The organism is Rhodococcus sp. NPDC077669 (assembly GCF_040686915.1).
In the GTDB taxonomy this organism is placed as follows: Bacteria; Actinomycetota; Actinomycetes; order Mycobacteriales; family Mycobacteriaceae; genus Rhodococcoides; species Rhodococcoides fascians.
Genome location: NZ_JBFBMD010000033.1, coordinates 20,275 through 38,583 on the forward strand (window position 1 = coordinate 20,275; position 18,309 = coordinate 38,583).

18 protein-coding genes are annotated in these 18,309 nt (G+C 64.7%); 10 read left to right on the forward strand and 8 right to left on the reverse strand.

The window, feature by feature from the left end:
• Positions 1-4 precede the first annotated feature (4 nt).
• From AB0P23_RS23210 to AB0P23_RS23220, 3 genes are read right to left on the reverse strand one after another with little or no spacing between them, the layout of a single operon-like run.
• Positions 5-652, reverse strand: coding sequence for a TetR/AcrR family transcriptional regulator (locus AB0P23_RS23210; RefSeq protein ID WP_032374777.1), 648 nt, complete (start codon positions 650-652; stop codon positions 5-7).
• Positions 649-1,494, reverse strand: a complete 846-nt coding sequence (locus tag AB0P23_RS23215; protein ID WP_032374776.1) for an SDR family NAD(P)-dependent oxidoreductase — start codon at positions 1,492-1,494, stop codon at positions 649-651. Before AB0P23_RS23215 ends, AB0P23_RS23210 begins: the two co-directional genes overlap by 4 nt.
• The gene (locus tag AB0P23_RS23220; protein WP_230595357.1) at positions 1,491-3,029 is read right to left on the reverse strand and encodes an NAD(P)/FAD-dependent oxidoreductase; all 1,539 of its coding nucleotides are present in this window, start codon (positions 3,027-3,029) and stop codon (positions 1,491-1,493) included. Before AB0P23_RS23220 ends, AB0P23_RS23215 begins: the two co-directional genes overlap by 4 nt.
• A gap of 30 nt (positions 3,030-3,059) precedes the next feature.
• Here AB0P23_RS23220 and aroQ point away from each other — a divergent pair, with 30 nt between their 5' ends.
• Together aroQ and AB0P23_RS23230 are read left to right on the forward strand one after the other, a co-directional pair.
• The gene (gene aroQ, locus AB0P23_RS23225; protein WP_157889872.1) at positions 3,060-3,743 is read left to right on the forward strand and encodes a gamma subclass chorismate mutase AroQ; all 684 of its coding nucleotides are present in this window, start codon (positions 3,060-3,062) and stop codon (positions 3,741-3,743) included.
• Between the two features lie 161 nt (positions 3,744-3,904).
• Entirely contained in the window at positions 3,905-5,614 is a 1,710-nt protein-coding gene (locus tag AB0P23_RS23230; RefSeq protein ID WP_241258208.1) for a ribonuclease J, read from the forward strand.
• A gap of 10 nt (positions 5,615-5,624) precedes the next feature.
• On the opposite strand, the gene AB0P23_RS23235 is transcribed toward AB0P23_RS23230, so the two are convergent.
• Positions 5,625-6,029, reverse strand: a complete 405-nt coding sequence (locus tag AB0P23_RS23235) for a MerR family transcriptional regulator (RefSeq protein ID WP_032367131.1) — start codon at positions 6,027-6,029, stop codon at positions 5,625-5,627.
• 34 nt (positions 6,030-6,063) lie between these two features.
• On the reverse strand, positions 6,064-7,572 hold the full coding sequence (locus AB0P23_RS23240) for a SulP family inorganic anion transporter (RefSeq protein WP_032374775.1): 1,509 nt from the start codon (positions 7,570-7,572) through the stop codon (positions 6,064-6,066).
• A gap of 173 nt (positions 7,573-7,745) precedes the next feature.
• Here AB0P23_RS23240 and AB0P23_RS23245 point away from each other — a divergent pair, with 173 nt between their 5' ends.
• A complete protein-coding gene (locus AB0P23_RS23245) occupies positions 7,746-8,639 on the forward strand; it encodes a LysR substrate-binding domain-containing protein (RefSeq protein WP_032374774.1) in 894 nt (297 codons plus the stop codon).
• Between the two features lie 140 nt (positions 8,640-8,779).
• Here the strand turns inward: AB0P23_RS23245 and AB0P23_RS23250 are convergent, their stop codons facing one another.
• The 3 genes from AB0P23_RS23250 to AB0P23_RS23260 all read right to left on the reverse strand — a co-directional run bounded on the left by AB0P23_RS23250 (position 8,780) and on the right by AB0P23_RS23260 (position 10,503).
• Positions 8,780-8,947: a hypothetical protein gene (locus AB0P23_RS23250; RefSeq protein WP_363799551.1), complete on the reverse strand. Its 168-nt coding sequence runs from the start codon at positions 8,945-8,947 to the stop codon at positions 8,780-8,782.
• Between the two features lie 171 nt (positions 8,948-9,118).
• On the reverse strand, positions 9,119-9,514 hold the full coding sequence (locus AB0P23_RS23255) for a universal stress protein (protein ID WP_032374772.1): 396 nt from the start codon (positions 9,512-9,514) through the stop codon (positions 9,119-9,121).
• Positions 9,511-10,503 carry a 2-hydroxyacid dehydrogenase gene (locus tag AB0P23_RS23260; protein WP_283542487.1) on the reverse strand — a complete coding sequence of 331 codons (993 nt, stop codon included), beginning with the start codon at positions 10,501-10,503 and terminating at the stop codon, positions 9,511-9,513. Before AB0P23_RS23260 ends, AB0P23_RS23255 begins: the two co-directional genes overlap by 4 nt.
• A gap of 343 nt (positions 10,504-10,846) precedes the next feature.
• Here AB0P23_RS23260 and AB0P23_RS23265 point away from each other — a divergent pair, with 343 nt between their 5' ends.
• From AB0P23_RS23265 to AB0P23_RS23295, 7 genes are read left to right on the forward strand one after another with little or no spacing between them, the layout of a single operon-like run.
• Entirely contained in the window at positions 10,847-12,424 is a 1,578-nt protein-coding gene (locus tag AB0P23_RS23265) for an ABC transporter substrate-binding protein (protein WP_057474436.1), read from the forward strand.
• Between the two features lies 1 nt (position 12,425).
• On the forward strand, positions 12,426-13,355 hold the full coding sequence (locus tag AB0P23_RS23270; protein WP_032374769.1) for an ABC transporter permease: 930 nt from the start codon (positions 12,426-12,428) through the stop codon (positions 13,353-13,355).
• Between the two features lie 8 nt (positions 13,356-13,363).
• The gene (locus tag AB0P23_RS23275; RefSeq protein WP_032374768.1) at positions 13,364-14,350 is read left to right on the forward strand and encodes an ABC transporter permease; all 987 of its coding nucleotides are present in this window, start codon (positions 13,364-13,366) and stop codon (positions 14,348-14,350) included.
• On the forward strand, positions 14,347-15,372 hold the full coding sequence (locus AB0P23_RS23280) for an ABC transporter ATP-binding protein (protein ID WP_032369530.1): 1,026 nt from the start codon (positions 14,347-14,349) through the stop codon (positions 15,370-15,372). Before AB0P23_RS23275 ends, AB0P23_RS23280 begins: the two co-directional genes overlap by 4 nt.
• Positions 15,365-16,360: an oligopeptide/dipeptide ABC transporter ATP-binding protein gene (locus tag AB0P23_RS23285; protein WP_032369531.1), complete on the forward strand. Its 996-nt coding sequence runs from the start codon at positions 15,365-15,367 to the stop codon at positions 16,358-16,360. Before AB0P23_RS23280 ends, AB0P23_RS23285 begins: the two co-directional genes overlap by 8 nt.
• Positions 16,357-17,097 (forward strand): sulfite exporter TauE/SafE family protein, encoded by a 741-nt coding sequence (locus tag AB0P23_RS23290; RefSeq protein ID WP_080730208.1) that lies wholly within the window; start codon positions 16,357-16,359, stop codon positions 17,095-17,097. The genes AB0P23_RS23285 and AB0P23_RS23290 overlap by 4 nt, the downstream gene beginning before the upstream one ends.
• A 46-nt stretch (positions 17,098-17,143) precedes the next feature.
• On the forward strand, positions 17,144-18,217 hold the full coding sequence (locus tag AB0P23_RS23295; protein ID WP_363799555.1) for an SDR family oxidoreductase: 1,074 nt from the start codon (positions 17,144-17,146) through the stop codon (positions 18,215-18,217).
• Positions 18,218-18,309: the final 92 nt, after the last annotated feature.

The following is an 18,309-nucleotide window of genomic DNA, read 5'->3' on the forward strand; positions in this document are numbered from 1 at the left end:
GACTCTACGTCTGCAGCGGCGCGACGATATTGGCGAGCATGGTCGCGATCGTGGCGACGACGATGCGTCGTTCTGCGGCGTAGCCGCTCTGGTACCAGGTCATGGCGGTGTGGCTGATTGCGCCGATGGCAGCGGTGGCGAGCAGGTCCACGTCGAGCTCCGGGCCCGACGGCACCTCGCCGGCGAACGTGCGGAGGTAGCCGAGCAGCAGGGTGCCGAATTGCTGCATCACCGTCAGATACGTCTGCTCCACGCGAGGGCTGACGCCGAGCACCTCCATCCACACCACGCGGGCCAGGTGCGGGTCCTCGACGACCCGGAAGAACGGGTCGAGCAACTGCTCGGTGACAGCCCTCAGATCACCGTCCCGATTCACCTGCACAATTGCGTCGGACACCGAATCGGTCAGGCGTGCAATGCATTCGGCATAGACGGCGAGCAGAAGATCCTCGGTCTTGTCGAAATACTGATAGAAGTGGCGATCGGCGATCTTGGCCTCACGGCACAGTCCACGGACGGTCGCGGCGCGGTACCCGACGCTGCCGAACACCCGCAGTCCCGCATCCAGCAGCTGCCGCCGCCTGCGGTCGTCGCGGTCGGCCGCGCTCTCACCGCCGTAGGCGCGGCCGGCCGCTTCGGACACGGTGCTCATGACCGCCGGGCATCCAGTTCGGCAGTCAGACGGATCAATTCGGCATCCCGCTCCATCGCGGCGTCCATGATCGGGTTGACGATGCCGCGCAATATCGAGATCGGGATCCAGCGACCGGGAACGGCGATGCGCGCGGCTCGGCGTCCGATGCCTCGTACGGCCACGCGGGCAAGCTTGTCCGGTGTGATCGGGCGGAGCAGTGGCGAGGGAAAGGCGCGGGCAGTCATCGCCGTAGCGACGGTGTCGCCGCCGAACGCAACGTCGGCGATCGGCGTCGCCACCCACCCCGGATACAGCACTCCCGCTGTCGCTTTCGTGCCCGCGAGTTCCGCACGCAGAGCACGACCGAGTTGTTCCACCGCCGCCTTCGAGGCCGCGTACGGTGCGTTCGCCAGACCGTTGAGGTAGGCGTACGTCGAGGAGGTGAGCAGCACGTAGCCCCCGGACTCGACGATGTGCGGCAGCGCCGCTCGCACCGTGTTCCACACACCGACGAGATTGACCCCGATGACTGTCTCGAACACACCGTCGTCGACGGAACGGATCGTCGATGCCTGTGCACCGCTGGAGATTCCCGCATTCGCCATCACGATGTCGAGCGTGCCGAACGTCTGGATCGCGGTGGCGACCGCCGCGTCGAGTTGCTCTCGCACGGTGACGTCGGCATGGGCGATCGCTACGCGCTGGTTGCCCAGCTTTGCAGCAACCGATTCGAGATCGGTCGACTCCATGTCGACCAGAACGATCGAGGCACCGCGCCGATGCAGTGCTGCCGCCACAGCAGAGCCGATACCGCCTGCCGCCCCGGTGATCAGCGCTACCTGGCCCGAATGATTCTTCATGCCGATACCTCGTCCTTCGTCGTCACGTCGGTGGACGACCGATGGATGTGATGGGCTTCCGGCCGAAAACGCTTGGCCCACCGTCGGAACGTGAAGCTGAAGCCGGGGAACATGGCGACGACATGCCCGGATTTCGACTGGTACCAGCTGTGGCAGCCGCCGTCCTTCCAGACGGTGCCGTCCATCTCGCGGTGAATCGTGTCGGTGTACTCCTGCTCGGCGGCGGCAGTGACCTCGATGGCGGTTGCACCCGCGTGCTGAACTGCGTCGACGGCTCGCACAATGTACTCCATCTGCGCCTCGATGAGGAAGATGGCGGAGGTGTGCCCGATTCCGGTGTTCGGTCCGGTGACCACGAACAGGTTGGGGAAACCGGGAATCGTGGTGCCGAGGTAAGCGCGGGGGTAGGGATCCCAGACCTCGGACAGCGCCCGGCCGTCCCGCCCGATCACCGGATACGAGATGACCCCGTCGGTGGCGTCGTATCCGGTCGACCACACCAGCAGGTCGACGTCGACGTGTTCCCCCGAGGTGGTCACGATCCCGGTTTCGGTGATCTCGGCGATGCCGTCGTTCTTGTCGTGCAGGGTCACGTTCGCTTCTCCCAGTGCGGGATACAGCGTGTTGGACAGCAGCACGCGCTTGCACCCGATGGTGTAGTCGGGGGTGACTTTCGCCCGAAGCTGGGAGTCCGGAACCTGAGACTCGATGTGCTTCAGGGCAGTCCGCTGGGCCACGGCTTTCAGCATCCGCCGCGAGTACTTGAACCCGATGATGCGGGTCTCGAGACTCCAGTAGATGCCGGCTCGCACCAGCCGTCGAATGGGCTCGAATCGCAGCAACTTTCGTTGCAGCGGCGTGAATTCGCGATCGTGACGCGGCATCACCCAGTGTGGTGTGCGCTGGAAGACGTGCAACGCCTCGACGTCGGGCTGGATCGCGGGGATCACCTGTGCGGCGCTGGCACCGCTACCGACGATGGCTACCCGTTTTCCGGCGTGATCGTAGGAAGTGTCCCAGTCGTTGGTGTGGAACTGCTTGCCGCGGAACTTCTCTCGGCCTGAGAACGGGGGGATCACCGGGGTGCTGAGCGGCCCGGATGCATTGACGACGAACTTCGCTGCGTAATCACCGTGCGACGTGGTGATCAGCCAGTGATCGCCGACCCATTGGATCTTCTGAACGTCGGTGTCGGCATGTGTGCGTTGCGGCAGCCCGTTGGACTCGAGCACGTGCTGGGTGTAGCGCTCGAGTTCCTCCCGCTCGGCGAACATGCGCGACCACTCGAACGGCTCGGAGGCAATGGAGTACAGGGGACTCTGCACGTCGACTGCCGCGCCCGGGTAGCGATTCTGCTTCCAGGTTCCACCGAGAAAGGGCCTTCGCTCGAGAATGACGAGGTCGTCGATACCGCGGTCGAGCAGGGCTTTGGCGGCGCATTGACCTCCGAAGCCGCTACCGATGATCACCACGGTGTGAATACGCATATCGACGAACCCCTCCAGCACAAGACGCAATCCGATGTTGCGCGTCATCACTTTAAAGTGATGACGTGTGATTCCGCAATGGCGGTTCCCTTGTTGTTCACCGTCGTCGGGCACTATCGGCGTCGAACCGTCGAACGAAAGGTGCGTGAGATGTCTCCTGAGGTGTCCTTACCGGCAAACGCGTCGCGGCTGCGTCGCATCGCCAGAATTGCCGTGATCTCAGCGGTCGTACCGCTGGTCCTGTTACCGACGGCGGCGACGAGCGCGGCCGAGACGCCTGCCGAGAATCTGCAATCTCTGACCGACGTTCTTGCAGACCGTCTGGCCACCGCAGACAGCGTGGCCGCGGTGAAGTGGAAGACAGGCGGCCCCGTCAGCGATCCCGAGCGCGAGGCCCAGGTGATCGATGCGGCGCAGAACGCTGCCATCGGGCTCGGACTTGCACCAGAACGCGCAGGGACTGTGGTTCGCGACCAGATCGAGGTGGGCAAGGCGATCCAATCGCTCCGCCTGGCCCAGTGGCACGCCGATCCGGCCGGCGCTCCCGATGCGCCCGCGGACCTCGCGCCGATCCGGGAACGCATCACCGCACTCACTTCTGCGGTGGTCACCCAGCTTGCCTCGAACGCGCAAGCCCTTCGATCACCGACGTGCTACACGGACCTCGTCCAAGCGGTCGTTGCCACGAACACCGCCCACGACAGGGACATCGTGCACGCTGCAGCCTTGGTTGCTGCATCGCGTTCACTCTGCACCCCCTGACGACACGAGCGCCGGCCGCGAGATCGACGTGGACGACGAGCTGTCCCATGGCTCGAGGACGGCCATGACACGGTCGGCATTCCACCCTCGACGGCGAGCAATGCGTGGATCTTCGGACCGGGGTCGAAGCCAGGTCGGGCGGCCCCCGTAGCGTAAGAGGCATGTCGAGATCACCACGGAACCGCAGATCCCCCGCCGCACCTCGAAAGCGATCCTCCTCAGCGCTGTCGGCAGGGCACCTTCGCGTGATCGCGACGGGCGGTCTCGGCGAGATCGGCCGGAACATGACCGTCTTCGAATTCGACGGAAAGCTGCTCATCGTCGACTGCGGCGTGCTGTTTCCCGAGGAGCATCAGCCCGGCGTCGACGTCATCCTCCCCGACTGGAGTTGCATCCGGGATCGCCTCGACGACGTCGTTGCCATCGTTCTGACGCACGGGCACGAGGACCACATCGGCGGCGTCCCGTATCTGCTGCGCGAGCGTGGCGACATTCCCGTCATCTCGTCGCGGCTGACGCTGCATTTCCTGGCTGCCAAGTTCGAGGAGTTCAAGGTCTCGACGACGCTGATCGAGGTCGAGGCGGGGCAAACCCGACAGGAAGGCCCGTTCGAACTCGAGTTCATTGCCGTCAACCACTCGATTCCCGACGGTCTGGCCATCGCCATTCGTACCGACGCCGGGCTGGTGCTGCACACCGGTGACTTCAAGATGGACCAGTTCCCGCTGGACGGTCGGATCACCGACCTCCGGAGCTTCGCACGCCTCGGCGAAGAAGGGCTCGATCTCCTCCTCGTCGACTCCACCAACGCCGAAGTGCCCGGGTTCATGGTCTCCGAACGCGACCTGGTCCCGGCCATCGAGAAGGTGTTCCGCGAAACGACGGGACGCGTGATCGTCTCGAGCTTCGCCAGTCACGTGCACCGCATTCAACAGGTACTCGACGCCGCACACGCACAGGGCCGCAAGGTTGCGTTCGTCGGCCGATCGATGGTGCGCAACATGAAGATTGCGACCGACCTGAGCTACCTCGACGTTCCCGACGGCCTCGTCGTGGACCTCCCGAAGCTCAACCGGCTCCCGGCCAACAAGATCACGCTGATCTGCACCGGCTCGCAGGGCGAGCCCCTCGCGGCGCTGTCGCGGATGGCGTCGGGTGAGCACCAGATCAAGGTCGGCGACGGCGACACCGTGCTGATGGCGAGCAGCTTGATCCCCGGCAACGAGAACGCGATCTACCGCGTCATCAACGGCCTGGTCGACAAGGGTGCGCGGGTGGTGCACAAGGGAAATGCGAAGGTGCACGTCTCCGGTCACGCCAGCGCCGGCGAGCTCGTCTACTGCTACAACATCCTCGAACCCGCCAATGTGCTTCCCGTACACGGTGAGTCGCGGCACCTGCGTGCCAATGCCGATCTCGCAATCAGGACCGGTGTTCCTCGCGATCGCGTGCTCATCGCCGAGAACGGAAGCGTCATCGACCTGTACGACGGCGTCGCGCAGATCACCGGCTCCGTCCCCATCGAGCTGATCTACGTCGACGGCAGTGCCGTCGGTGGCGTGACGGAGGATTCACTGGCCGAGCGTCGCCTCCTCGCGAACGAGGGCGTGCTGACCGTCATCGCCATCGTCGATCCCGACACCGGGCTGCTGGTCGACGACGTCGACTTCATCGGACGCGGATTCGCCCACGAGGCAAACGCTTTCGACTCGTTGGCCAAGGCGATCGGCAAGACCCTCACACGCGAGAGCGACGTCAAGGTTGCGTCCCGCGAGAACATCGAGAAGCGCATCGTGCAGGAATCGGCCCGCTGGGCCAAGCAGACCCTGGGCCGCCAGCCCCTCATCGTCCCGGTGGTCGTGGACGGCTAGAACTGGGCGGTCAGATTTGGGCCGCTGCGCCGCGAGTCGACAGCACCTCGGTCAGCTCCTCGGCGTAGGCGAGCTGCCGCCGCAACGTGCGGCAGCTTTCCTCGGCCTTGGTGTGGCAATCACGAACGAAGGCCGCGGCCGACGACCTCGCGTCGTCGGTCGCGTTCTCGTCGCCGAGAACGTCGAGGGATTCCAGTAGCTGTTTCATTTCGGCCAACGTGAAGTCGAGTGGCTTCATCCGGCGAATCACGAGCAGTCGTTCGACGTCGGACTCGGTGTAGAGCCGAAAGCCGCCGACGGTCCGAGCAGAGGGCGTGACCAGACCGACATCGTCGTAGTGACGAACCGTGCGAATCGACAGCTCGGTTCGCTGAGCTACCTGCCCGATCTGCATGTGTACGCCGTCGTCTGTCATGTGCCGCCTCTCTTCGCCCGACCAACCACCCTAGTCAGTGCTCGGCACCCAGGTTCCCACTGAGACGATCGTGCCGCTCGGTCGACGGCGCGTTCAGGCCCACGATCTCCACCGTCTTGCCCTTGGCGGCGTACTTGGTGGTGATGGCGTCGAGGGTCGCAACGGTCGACGCGTCCCAGATGTGCGACTCGGACATATCGATGACGACGTTCTTCGGATCTCCGACGTAGTCGAACTGGTAGATCAGATCGTTACTCGACGCGAAGAACAACTCGCCCTTGACGGCGTAGACGCGGGTGTCGTCGTCGGGATGTGCGACGTCGACGACCTCGGTCAGATGGGCAACCCTGCGAGCGAACAGCACCATCGCGGTGATCACTCCGACGACGACGCCGTACGCGAGGTTGTGGGTGACCACGGTGACAGCCACGGTGGCCACCATGACGAGAGTTTCGCTCTTGGGCATGCGCCGCAACGTCTTCGGGTGAATGCTGTGCCAGTCGAAGGTGCCGACCGACACCATGATCATCACGGCGACCAATGCGGCCATCGGAATGAGTGCGACGATGTCGCCGAGACCGACCACCAGGATCAGCAGGAAGGTGCCGGCGAGGAACGTGGAGATACGGGTGCGGGCACCGGAGACCTTCACGTTGATCATGGTCTGGCCGATCATCGCGCAGCCGCCCATACCGCCGGTGAGTCCGGTGACCAGATTCGCCACGCCCTGACCCCAGCCCTCACGAGTCTTGTTGGAGTGCGAGTCGGTGATGTCGTCGACGAGCTTGGCCGTCATCAGTGATTCGAGCAGACCGACCAGGGCAATGGCCAGAGCGAACGGCGCGATGATCGACAGGGTGTCGAACGTGAACGGCACGTCCGGGATCAGGAACGACGGCAGCGAGGACGGCAGCTCGCCCTCGTCGCCCACGTCCGGGACGGCCAGCGCGAAGACGAGCGTGACGGCGGTGAGGATCACGATGGCGATCAGAGGTGCCGGCACGACAGTGGTGAGCTTCGGCAGGAAGAACATGATGAGCAGTCCGACGGCGACCATCGGGTAGACCAACCACGGCACCCCGATCAGGTACGGCACCTGTGAGGTGAAGATCAGGATCGCCAGCGCATTGACGAATCCGACCATGACACTGCGCGGGATGAATCGCATCAACTTGGCGACACCGAGGACGCTCAACACGATCTGCAGGACTCCTCCGAGGATAACCGCGGCAATGAGGTAGTCGAGGCCGTACTCGCGAGCCAGGGGGGCGACCACCAGGGCGATGGCTCCGGTGGCCGCGGAGATCATCGCCGGTCGACCCCCGACGATGGAGATGGTGACGGCCATCGTGAACGACGCGAACAGGCCGACGCGGGGATCGACACCGGCGATGATCGAGAACGAAATGGCTTCCGGGATCAACGCCAGCGCCACCACCAGCCCGGCAAGAACCTCGGTCTTCAGTCGCCTCGGTGAGCGCAACGCACCCAGCACCGAGACGTCTTCGACGGCGGTGCCGGGCACCTGGGCAGCTCGAGACACGACGACTCCGTTCGATGGTTACGAGGGACGACAACCGGGATGGGCGTCCAATACGCGAGCAACTCTACTCTTACCGGAGGGAAGGTTACTAATCATCGAAGCGTGGACCACGTGCGCTAGATTTATACGAAAAGGCACGCCGGAACTCCCAGCGCGATGCAAGGAATGAATCGATGTTCTCGCTCAACAGGCTGTCCTGCTTCATCGCCGTCGCCGAGGAACTGCACTTCGGCCGCGCCGCCGAACGTCTGCACATGACGCAGCCGCCGCTCAGCAGGCAGATCCAACAACTCGAGAGCGAAGTCGGCGTGCAGCTGATCGACCGCACGAGCCGGTCGGTGACCCTGACGGCCGCGGGATTGGCCTTCCTACCCGAGGCCCGACGCATCCTCGACCTCGCCGAGGGTGCACTGCTGACGGTGCGACGCGTTCCCACCGGAGACCTGGGGACAGTGATCGTGGGATTCACCGGGGCATCGGCGCATGCGGTGCTCCCGCAGCTGCTCGACGCCGCGCGCGAGAAGCTACCGGACGTGAAAATCGTTCTACGCGAGATGGTCTCGGCGGTACAGATGGAGTCCTTGGCCATCGGCGATCTGGATCTCGGGTTGGCCAGACCCCCGCTCAAGCGACCGGGCATCGCGTCCCGGCCGGTGCTGCACGAGTCGTTGATCGCGGCGATGCCCGAAGAACACCCGCTGGCCGCGAAGGACGAGCTGTCGGTAGAGGACTTCGACGAGCAGCCGATCATCATGTACTCGCCCGTCGACGCGCGGTACTTCCACGAACTGCTGATCAGCACCTTCACCATCGTCGGGGTCTCACCGCGCTACGTGCAGTACGTGACGCAGGTGCACACGATGCTGGTGCTCGTTCGCTCAGGAATCGGCCTGGCCCTGGTACCCGAGTCGGCGTCGACCATGCGGCCGGAAGGCGTTGTGTTCCGGCCGGTTCGGACCGTAAAGGAACGCCCCGTCGAACTCGACGCGGCATGGCGCGTCGACAACGACAACCCGGCACTGCACCGCTTCATGACCGACGTGCTGCCGACGCGTGAGTGGTCGTGATTTTTTCCTGCTGATCGAGCCGTGGTTCGACAGTGCCCGAAGCCGGTCTCGGTCGAGTGCTCGTGTGAATACGGCGCGCCTCGAAAGCCAACGAAGGCCCGCACCTGGTTGGGAGCGGGCCTTGTCGGGTTCGTGGGTGCTCAGTCTTCGGGCGGATTGGCGTCTTTGCCAGCGGCGACGTCGCGGAGCCGTTGCGGGACCGGCTTGTTGTCGTACTCGCGGAGTTTGATGGACGCTCCTGCGGCTGCTGCGCGTACCTTCCGGCGCTGCTCGGGGGTCCAGGCCCGGCGCGGTTCGGTGGTGGTCATGGGCGCTCCTCGCGGTGTGTTGTAGCCCCATTGTCGCTGTTGCCGTCGGTTTCCGCTAAGTCGTTGCTGTCGAGGTCGATGTCGGCGATCGCTTGCAGTGTGTCGCGGTCGGTCTTAGCGATGAAGGGGGTCGCAGCGACGGTGCCGAATACTGTCCAGCCAGCAACCGAACTATCGCGGCGTCCCAACCGGCGGCTTGACGGCCGTCACCGGGCAATGCGCTTCGAGCAGTACGCGCTGAGAGATGCTGCCCATGAACAACTTTCCGACGGGCGATCGACGTCGGATGCCGATGACGACCAACTGAGCCTGCTCGTCGAACGACAGGTCGATCAGGTTGTCGGCGTGCGAGCGGCCGGCCTCGTTGTCGTGAATCTTCGTCGTGACACCGACCGCCGACGCCTCCTCGCGAGCCGATTCGACGGTGGCAGCGAAGTCGGCGTCTGCCGCGCTGTTGTCCTCGGCGACGATGAGCAGATTCGTTCCGCGCATCTGGGCCTCGCGAAATGCGAAGGGCAGCGCGCCTTTTCCTTCGGTGGTCGGCGAGTAGCCGACGACGACGGTCACTTCGTCACCGGCGTGACGAGGGAGCCGTCGGCCAGGAATCGATCGAGGTTCTCCAGTGTCAGTGCTTCCATGGCGGCGCGAGTCTCCACCGTTGCGCTGCCCACGTGCGGCAGGAGCACCACGTTGTCCATCGCCAGCAGGGCGTCGGGCACGTTCGGTTCGTGGGCGAACACGTCCAGACCCGCACCGGCGAGCTGCCCGGAGGCGAGCAGCTCGATCAGCGCCTCTTCGTCGACGACGCTTCCGCGCGCCACGTTGATCAGATAGCCCTGCGGCCCCAGCGCGTCGAGCACCGCGCGATCGACCAGATGGGCCGTTCCCGAGCCGCCCGAGGCGGCGACGATCAGTACGTCGACGCTCTCGGCGAGCGCTACAGGATTGGCCGCGTACGCATACGGTGAACCGTCTATCTCGTTGCGGTTGTGGTACGAGATGGGGCATCGGAATGCGGTGAGCCGGTCCGCGATTGCAGATCCGATCCGGCCGAGCCCGATGATCCCGACTCGTTTGCCGGTGACCTGGCGGGTCAGTGGAGTGTTGCCCTCGGCCGGCCAGCGGCCGGCCCGTACGAATCGCTCCGCGGACGAGAGCCCACGCACGGTGTCGATCACCAGGCCGACAGCGAGATCCGCGACGCAGTCGGTGAGCACATCCGGGGTGTTGCTGACCCCGATGCCACGCTCGGTGGCCGCGTCGACATCGGTGGTGTCGTAGCCGACGCCGAAGTTCACGACGGCTCCGAGCTGCGGCAACCGCTCCATCAGCGCTGCGTCGACACCAGTTCGGCCGGAGGTGACGACGGCGGTGATCGACGGGCCGTGTTCGGCCAGGAACTGCTCACGCTCGTCCCCGTCGGGCAAGGTCAGCGCGTCGTAGTCGGCAACCAGAGTGTCCATCAGGGACGGCTTCAGCGGCCCGACTCGGAGCACGCGGCCCCCTCGGCGTGAATCCTGTTGCAACACAGACTTTTCCTGTTGACCGGTGGTCACCGTTGTTCTCCTCGCGATGTGGTGGAGCGTGCGCGTTTCCTGTACGGTATGCCGCTTCTCGGATACCTGTCCAACACGCAAATAACATGGACCGATACCCAAACGGCATGAACATGACCCTCAGCATGCAGGTAGACCTAACCCGTTTGGACGTTCGACCTGCTCAGAGGCGCTGAACTGCGAGCATCCGCACTGATCCAGCACGATTGTGACGTGGATAACGGGCCGAAACGTCGCTTTCGTCCGGTTGACGGTGGAGATCACCCACTCCTACCGTGTGTCTACCGTCACAGATCCGAATGCGGCTCGATGACGCGTATCCCTTTTCCCACTGGAGGCCACCATGAGCCCTGCACTCTCCGTGCAGCAGGGACGGACCCATCGCGTCGCCGCTATTGCTGTTGGCGCACTATCACTTTCATTGATCGCAAGCGGCTGCACCGTCGCGAACTCGAGCAACGGAACCGCAGCCCGCGCAGACACCCTGCGCATCGTTCTGCCTCAGGAACCGCCCACCCTCGAAGCCTGCGACGTATCCCTGACGTCGGTCGGAGTGGTCACGCGCTCGAACATCACCGAGCCGCTGATGGAGCGCAATCCGAGTACGGGTGATCTGGAACCGAAGTTGGCGGACTCGTGGGAGCAGACCTCGGACACCGAGTGGACGTTCGCCATTCACCCCGGCGTGACGTTCAGCGACGGCAGCCCCTTCGAAGCCGAGGATGCAGCGTTCTCCATCGACCGCACCGTCAACTCCGAACTGGGATGCAACGTCGAGGGATACGTCTTCGGCGACGCCGACCTGGTGGTGAAAGCCGTCGACCCGTTGACGCTGACGGTGCAGTCACCCGAGCCCGATCCCATTCTGCCGCTGCGGCTCTCGTTCGTGGAAATGGTTCCGCGCACTTCGAGCTACACCGAGCGGGTACGCGAACCGATCGGCACCGGCCCGTTCGCGATCGAGCGGTGGGACTACGGCCAGAAGCTCTCCCTGGTACGCAACGAGACCTACTGGGGCCCGAAGCCCGAATACGCCAGGGCCGAATACCAATGGCGCAGCGAGGGCAGTGTCCGCGCGTCGATGGTGACCAACGGCGAGGCCGAGATCGCCACGTCGGTCGGACCGGAGGACGGTGCAGGCGACCTCGGCGTGGCCTATCCCAACAACGAGACCACGGCACTGCGCATGCAGGCCGCGCAACCGCCACTGGACGACATGCGGGTTCGGCAGGCGATCAACTACGCCATCAATCGCGACGGCATCGTCAAGGCGTTGTTCCGCGGACTCGGTTCACCTGCAGCACAGCTCATTTCCGAGGGCGTCGTGGGATACAACGAAGACCTGACTCCCTGGCCCTACGACATGGACGAGGCCAGGACGTTGATCGAGCAGGCCCGTGCCGACGGGGTTCCGGTGGACACCGAGATCCGTCTCATCGGACGCACCGGTCAGTTCCCGAAGATCAACGAGACGGTGGAGGTCATTCAGAACTCGCTGTCCAAGATCGGCATGAATGTCAAGATCGAAATGATGGACGCCGCAGGAACTGCCGAGTACCAGGAGCGGCCGTTCCCGGACGTCGGTCCGTACCTGCTGGTCATCCAGCACGGCAACCAGGCCGGCGACTCCGCCTTCACGGTCGATCAGTACTTCACCAGTGATGGGTTCCAGAGTGCCTACGGCACAGCGGACTTCGACAAGGAGATCGCCGCTGCCGGCGCTCTCACCGGAGAAGACAGGCAGGCCGCGTACGCCCAGGTGTTCGCCGACGAACCGAAGGACATCATGCAGATGGCCTACATCGCGCACATGAACGGGGTGCTCGCCAAGGCCGCCTCCGTGGACTACACCCCGGACTCGGCCACGGTCGACGAAATGCATCTGGCCGCGATGACCCGCGCCGAGACCGAGAGGCCCTGACATGTTCAGATTTCTGCGCCGACGGATCTACACCAGCCTGATCCCGCTGTTCGTCGTTCTACTGGGCGTCTTCTTCCTCGCTCGGCTCACCGGCGACCCCACCAGCCTGTACCTACCCGAGTCGGCCACCCAGGCGCAGCGCGAAGCGTTCCGCGCCACCAACGGCTTCGATCAGCCGGTGCTGACTCAGTTGCTTGACTACTTCAAGGGTGTCGTACAACTCGACTTCGGGCAGTCACTGCGCACCGGCGAGGACGCGTCGGCAATGGCCCTGCGCGCCTTCCCCGCAACGCTGCAGCTGGCGTTCGCAACGATGTTCCTCGCCATCCTCGGTGCGGTGATCATCGGCTGCTGGGCTGCGTACCGACCGAACTCGCTGGCCGATCGCATCTCGAGCCTGCTGTCGATGACTGCCGCATCCATCCCCGACTTCTGGTTCGCCATCATGGGCGTCTACGTCTTCGCCATCCTGTTCGGGTGGCTGCCCACCTCCGGGGTGGACAGCGGAATGCTCTCCTGGGTGTTGCCGATCGCCACGCTGCTCATTCGACCGCTCGGCGTCCTGACACAGGTCGTCCGTGGCGCGATGGTCTCGGCGCTGTCGGCACCCTACGTGCGGCTGGCGAGAAGCAAAGGGGCGAGCGACCTTCGGGTCGTCACCCACCACGCCCTGCGCAACGCCGCGGCACCGGCGTTGACCGTGGCCGGCGACCTGATGGTCGGGCTCGTCAACGGCGCAGTGGTCGTCGAAGCCATCTTCGGCTGGCCCGGTATCGGAAAACTGATGATCGACGCCATCCTCCAACGCGACTTCGCCGTTCTGCAGGCAGCCGTGTTGCTGACGGCAGTGTCCATCTTCGTCCTCAACATCGTCATCGATGCCTGCTATGCACTGCTCGACGCCCGGGTTCGCGACAAGGTGAAGGTCTAGGTAAGAACATGTCACTCGACTTCGAAGCACCGAAAACATCCGAGCCCGAGGATGTTCCACCGTCGGCCCCGGTGGAAGCCCGTAAGGCGTCGGCCCCGCTATGGAAGCTACTACTGCGAGACAGGGTGGCCACCGTCGCCGCCGCGATCCTGGTGCTGGTCTTCCTCACCGCGATCTTCGGCCCGATGCTGGTCGGTGACGCCGCCACCGATCAGGATCTCGACCGCTCCAATCTGCCTCCGTTCACCCTCGACACCGGCTGGATGAACATCTTCGGCACGGATCCACTGGGACGCAGCATGTTGGCACGGCTGATCGTCGCCAGCAGAACCACACTCTCGGTGGCCATTCCAGCAGTGATCCTCTCGGCAATCATCGGCTCGTTCATCGGTATGTGGGCCGGTTTCCATCGCGGCTGGCGCGAGACCGCGGCGATGCGCGTCGCCGACGTCATCCTCAGCTTTCCGTCCCTGCTGATGGCCGTCGTTGTGCTCTACGTCTTCTCACCCAGCGCCGCCAATATCGTTCTGGTGCTGACCATCACGCGAATCCCGATCTACCTGCGCACCGCTCGCGCCGAGTCGGCGGAACTGCAGAGCCGACTGTTCGTCGACGCCGCCCGCACGTTCGGTGCCACGAGCGGGTCGGTGATCCGGCGTCACGTGGCACCGATTCTGCTGCCGACCCTGCTCACCGTCGCGACCCTGGACTTCTGCTTCGTCATTCTCGCCGAATCGTCACTGAGCTTCCTGGGCATCGGCATTCAGCCGCCCGACGTCTCCTGGGGCCTGATGGTCTCGCAGGGCCGAACCTACCTGCAGACCGCCTGGTGGCTCTCCTTCTTCCCCGGCCTTGCGATCGTGTTGACGACCGTCTCGGCCACCGTTCTCGCCGCCTGGGCCCGCATCGCCACCGATCCCGCGCAGCGGTGGCGACTCAATGTCCCCCGCTCCAAGCGGTCTCGCCTGATCCCCGCACGAAAGGTCGTCTCATGAGCGCACCGGCAACCAGCGCACCGTCGGCGCGACCCGACACCGGCAGTGTCGCCCTGGACGTACGCGGACTGACCGTCGACCTGCGAACGCCGTCGGGTGTCATCCGCGCCGTCGACAACGTCACCTTCAGCGCACGCCGCGGTGAAACCCTGGCTCTGCTCGGTGAATCCGGCTGTGGAAAGTCGATGACGGCACAGGCCATCGTCGGGTTGCTCGAGCCGATCGCCGACATCACCGGCGGCTCGGTGGAGATGGGCGACGTCGATTTGGTCACCGCCAAGACCAAGGTGCGACGCACGATCGCGGCCACCGAACTGGCCATCGTATTCCAGGATGCACTGACCGCACTCAATCCCGTCTACACCGTGGGAACTCAACTGGCCGAGCCGTTTCGGATCCACCGGGGTATGTCGGCCAAGCAGGCGCGAGTCGAAGCGATCGCCCTGATGGCCCGCGTGGGTATCCCCGAGCCCGAATCACGCGCCGACTCCTACCCGCACCAGTTCTCCGGCGGCATGCGGCAACGCCTACTGATCGCGATGGCCGTGGCCCTGAGTCCGTCGGTACTGCTGGCCGACGAACCGACCACCGCCCTCGACGTCACTGTGCAGGCGCAGATCATGGCACTGCTCAAGGAATTGCGCACCGAGCACGACATGGCCGTCGTACTCATCACCCACGATCTCGCTCTGGTGGCCGAAGAGGCCGATCGAGTGGCAATCATGTACGCGGGCAACGTCGTCGAAACCGGGTTGGTCTCGGAGGTGTTCGGATCGCCGCGCCACCCGTACACGAAGGGCTTGCTGGACTCGGTCCCCGTCCACGCCGTCCGCGGTGAGGATCTGAAGTCGATCGGCGGCACCCCACCGGATCTGCACTCGATCCCCGACGGATGCGTCTACCAGGCACGTTGCCCCATCGCCCGTGGGATCTGTATCAGTAGCCGCCCGCCGCTCGAATCCGTCGGCAACGGCCGGATGTCGGCCTGCCACTTCCCGAACGAGGTATCGCGCAATGTCTGAGCAACTGTTGACCGTTCGTGGCCTGAACAAGACCTTCGACGTCGGCCGCGGGAAGCTACGCGCCCTGGACTCCATCGACCTCGACCTGCGGCGGGGCGAAACCCTCGGCCTGGTCGGCGAATCCGGCTGCGGCAAGTCCACTCTCGCGCGCACGCTGATGATGCTGGAGCGACCCGATTCGGGGACCGTCGCCTTCGACGGCATCGATCCCTTCGCTCTGCGCGGCAAAGAACTCCTCGCGTGGCGTCGACGGGTGCAGATGGTGTTTCAGGACCCGTACGGTTCACTGAACTCGCGGATGACGGCCGGGGACATCATCGGCGAACCGTGGCGAACTCACAAAAGCCTGTACAAGACTCGGCGCGATCGTTCGGCACGAGTACGCGAACTGCTGCACCTGGTAGGCCTGCGACCGAGCGACGAGAACCGATTCCCGCAGGAATTCTCCGGCGGTCAGCGGCAGCGCCTCGGCATCGCGCGCGCTCTGGCACTGAACCCCGACGTCATCATCTGCGACGAGCCGGTGTCGGCCCTCGATCTCTCGGTCCAGGCCCAGGTGCTCAACCTGCTCAACGATCTGCAGAAGCAACTCGGCATCTCCTACGTCTTCATCTCGCACGATCTCTCGGTGGTCCGGCACGTCGCCGACCGAGTCGCGGTGATGTACCTGGGCCGCATCGTCGAATCAGGCGCTACGGAGGCAGTATTCGATCGGCCCGCCCACCCCTACACCGCAGCGTTGATGTCGGCCGCACCCACACTCGACGCGTCGAGCCGCGGCGACAAGATCCTGCTGAAAGGCGAGGTGCCGTCGCCACTGAATCCGCCGTCGGGATGCCGTTTCCGTACTCGCTGCTGGAAGGCGACCGACCTGTGCGCGAGCGACGCACCACCCGTCGCACACGACGCCGACGAGGCCGATCATGTTGCCGAATGCCATTATCCGCTCGTGGCAGGGAATCTCGGTCTCGTCGCCGCCGGAACATGACACTCACGCACCTGAGTGTCACCGGCTTCGTCGTCGTCGCCCTCGCGATCTTCTTCGCATCCGCGATGCAGGCGTCGATCGGCTTCGGCATGGGCATGCTGGCCGCCCCCATCGTGGCCATCGTCGACCCCGGACTCGTACCGGGAACGCTGATCATGCTCGCGGTCGTGGTCAGCGTGCTCGTACTGGTACGCGACCGGACGGCTCTCGATCTCTCGGGAGCCGGGTGGGCACTCGCCGGACGACTCCCCGGCTCGGTGGTGGGTGCGCTGCTACTGGTCCTGTTGCCCGAACGCGGGCTGGCGATACTGTTGGCACTCGTGGTCCTGGGCGGCGTCGCGCTGACGTCGTTCGGCTGGGTTCCGTTGCCGCACAGACGTAATCTCGTCGTCGCCGGGGCCGCGTCGGGAGTTCTGGGAACCGCCACCTCCATCGGTGGGCCACCGATGGCTCTGGTGTGGCAAGGCAACTCCGGAGCCGAACTCCGCAGCACGATGAGTTGCTTCTTCCTCGTCGGCTCGGTCATCTCCATCGCGGTGTTGACGGTGGCCGGAGCGGTGAACAGCCACACCGCCACGCTGTTCGCGTTCCTGGCCCCGGCGACAGTTCTGGGGTTCCTGCTCTCTCGGGTGATCAACCGAGTTCTCGATCGACGACGCCTACGTATCACGGCAATCGCCGTCTCGGCCGTAGGCGCGATCGTGCTCGTCGTCCAGCAAGTACTGGCCCTGACGTGAGTGAAGCGTCACGTGTTGCATCGGCTCCAGTGGGTAACCGGACCCGATGACTACGAACAGCACGCGCGCGTTGATCGTCGGTGCCACCGGCATTTCCGGGCAGGCGCTGTGCCGCGCAGCACTCGATGCAGGCTGGACCACCTACGGACTGAGTCGTAGCGGCAGTACCCCCGTCGACGGCGTCGTGCCGGTCGCGGCGGATCTGCTCGACCCGCAGTCCCTCGAAGACGCGCTGAAGGACGTCCGCCCCGAGGTCGTGTTCTTCACCGCGTGGATGAAGAAGGACTCCGAGCAGGAGAACATCGAGGTCAACTCGGCGACCCTACGTAATGTGCTCGATGTTCTCGGCCCCCTCGATTCGGTGAAGCACGTCGCGCTGATGACCGGACTCAAGCACTACCTCGGCCCGTTCGATGCATACGGTGAGGCCGTGATGGCCGAGACGCCGTTCCACGAGACCGAGGACCGCCTCGACACGCCGAACTTCTACTACGCGCAGGAAGACGAACTGTTCGCCGGCGCAGACAAATACGGGTTCGGATGGAGCGTGCACCGCGCTCACACCGTCTCCGGTTTTGCCGTGGGCAACGCGATGAACATGATGCTGACGCTGTCCGTCTACGCGTCGATCTGCAAGGAACTGGGTGAGAAGTTCGTCTTCCCCGGTTCCGAGACCCAATGGAATGGGCTCACCGACCTCACCGACGCCGACCTGCTCGCCGAGCAGATGATTTGGGCGGCAACCGACGACAACGCGCGCAACGAGGCGTTCAACATCGCCAACGGTGACGTCTTTCGCTGGCGGTGGCTGTGGCCGCAGTTCGCCGAGCACTTCGGTGTCGAACCCGAAGGCTTCGACACCGAACCGCGTTCCCTCGAACCCCGCATGTCCGACGCGGCCGCCGCGTGGAAGCGCATCGCCGAGAAGCACGATCTGGTCGAGAGCGATGTCTCCCGGCTGGCGTCGTGGTGGCACACCGACGGTGACCTCGGCCGCGACATGGAATGCCTGACGGACATGAACAAGTCCAAGAAGGCCGGCTTCCTGGGCTTCCGATCCACGCCGGATGCCATCGCCTCGGTGATCCAGCGTTACCGAGATGCGCGCCTGATTCCTTAGACGGTATGGAGGTCTTGGCTGGGGCCCCTCCGCATGTAAGCGTGGGTTGCCGACAGGAGTGGGTCCTGGCCGGTAGAGCCACAGATGTGGGA

Excerpts from the sequence above, each read along its gene's own strand:
- AB0P23_RS23285 (WP_032369531.1), top strand. The coding sequence starts at position 15,365 with ATGTCTGAGCAACTGTTGACCGTTCGTGGCCTGAACAAGACCTTCGAC.
- AB0P23_RS23235 (WP_032367131.1), bottom strand. The coding sequence starts at position 6,029 with ATGACAGACGACGGCGTACACATGCAGATCGGGCAGGTAGCTCAGCGA.
- AB0P23_RS23270 (WP_032374769.1), top strand. The coding sequence starts at position 12,426 with ATGTTCAGATTTCTGCGCCGACGGATCTACACCAGCCTGATCCCGCTG.
- AB0P23_RS23215 (WP_032374776.1), bottom strand. The coding sequence starts at position 1,494 with ATGAAGAATCATTCGGGCCAGGTAGCGCTGATCACCGGGGCGGCAGGC.
- AB0P23_RS23280 (WP_032369530.1), top strand. The coding sequence starts at position 14,347 with ATGAGCGCACCGGCAACCAGCGCACCGTCGGCGCGACCCGACACCGGC.
- aroQ (WP_157889872.1), top strand. The coding sequence starts at position 3,060 with ATGGCGGTTCCCTTGTTGTTCACCGTCGTCGGGCACTATCGGCGTCGA.
- AB0P23_RS23210 (WP_032374777.1), bottom strand. The coding sequence starts at position 652 with ATGAGCACCGTGTCCGAAGCGGCCGGCCGCGCCTACGGCGGTGAGAGC.
- AB0P23_RS23250 (WP_363799551.1), bottom strand. The coding sequence starts at position 8,947 with ATGACCACCACCGAACCGCGCCGGGCCTGGACCCCCGAGCAGCGCCGG.
- AB0P23_RS23275 (WP_032374768.1), top strand. The coding sequence starts at position 13,364 with ATGTCACTCGACTTCGAAGCACCGAAAACATCCGAGCCCGAGGATGTT.
- AB0P23_RS23230 (WP_241258208.1), top strand. The coding sequence starts at position 3,905 with ATGTCGAGATCACCACGGAACCGCAGATCCCCCGCCGCACCTCGAAAG.
- AB0P23_RS23220 (WP_230595357.1), bottom strand. The coding sequence starts at position 3,029 with ATGACGCGCAACATCGGATTGCGTCTTGTGCTGGAGGGGTTCGTCGAT.
- AB0P23_RS23295 (WP_363799555.1), top strand. The coding sequence starts at position 17,144 with ATGACTACGAACAGCACGCGCGCGTTGATCGTCGGTGCCACCGGCATT.
- AB0P23_RS23290 (WP_080730208.1), top strand. The coding sequence starts at position 16,357 with ATGACACTCACGCACCTGAGTGTCACCGGCTTCGTCGTCGTCGCCCTC.
- AB0P23_RS23245 (WP_032374774.1), top strand. The coding sequence starts at position 7,746 with ATGTTCTCGCTCAACAGGCTGTCCTGCTTCATCGCCGTCGCCGAGGAA.
- AB0P23_RS23265 (WP_057474436.1), top strand. The coding sequence starts at position 10,847 with ATGAGCCCTGCACTCTCCGTGCAGCAGGGACGGACCCATCGCGTCGCC.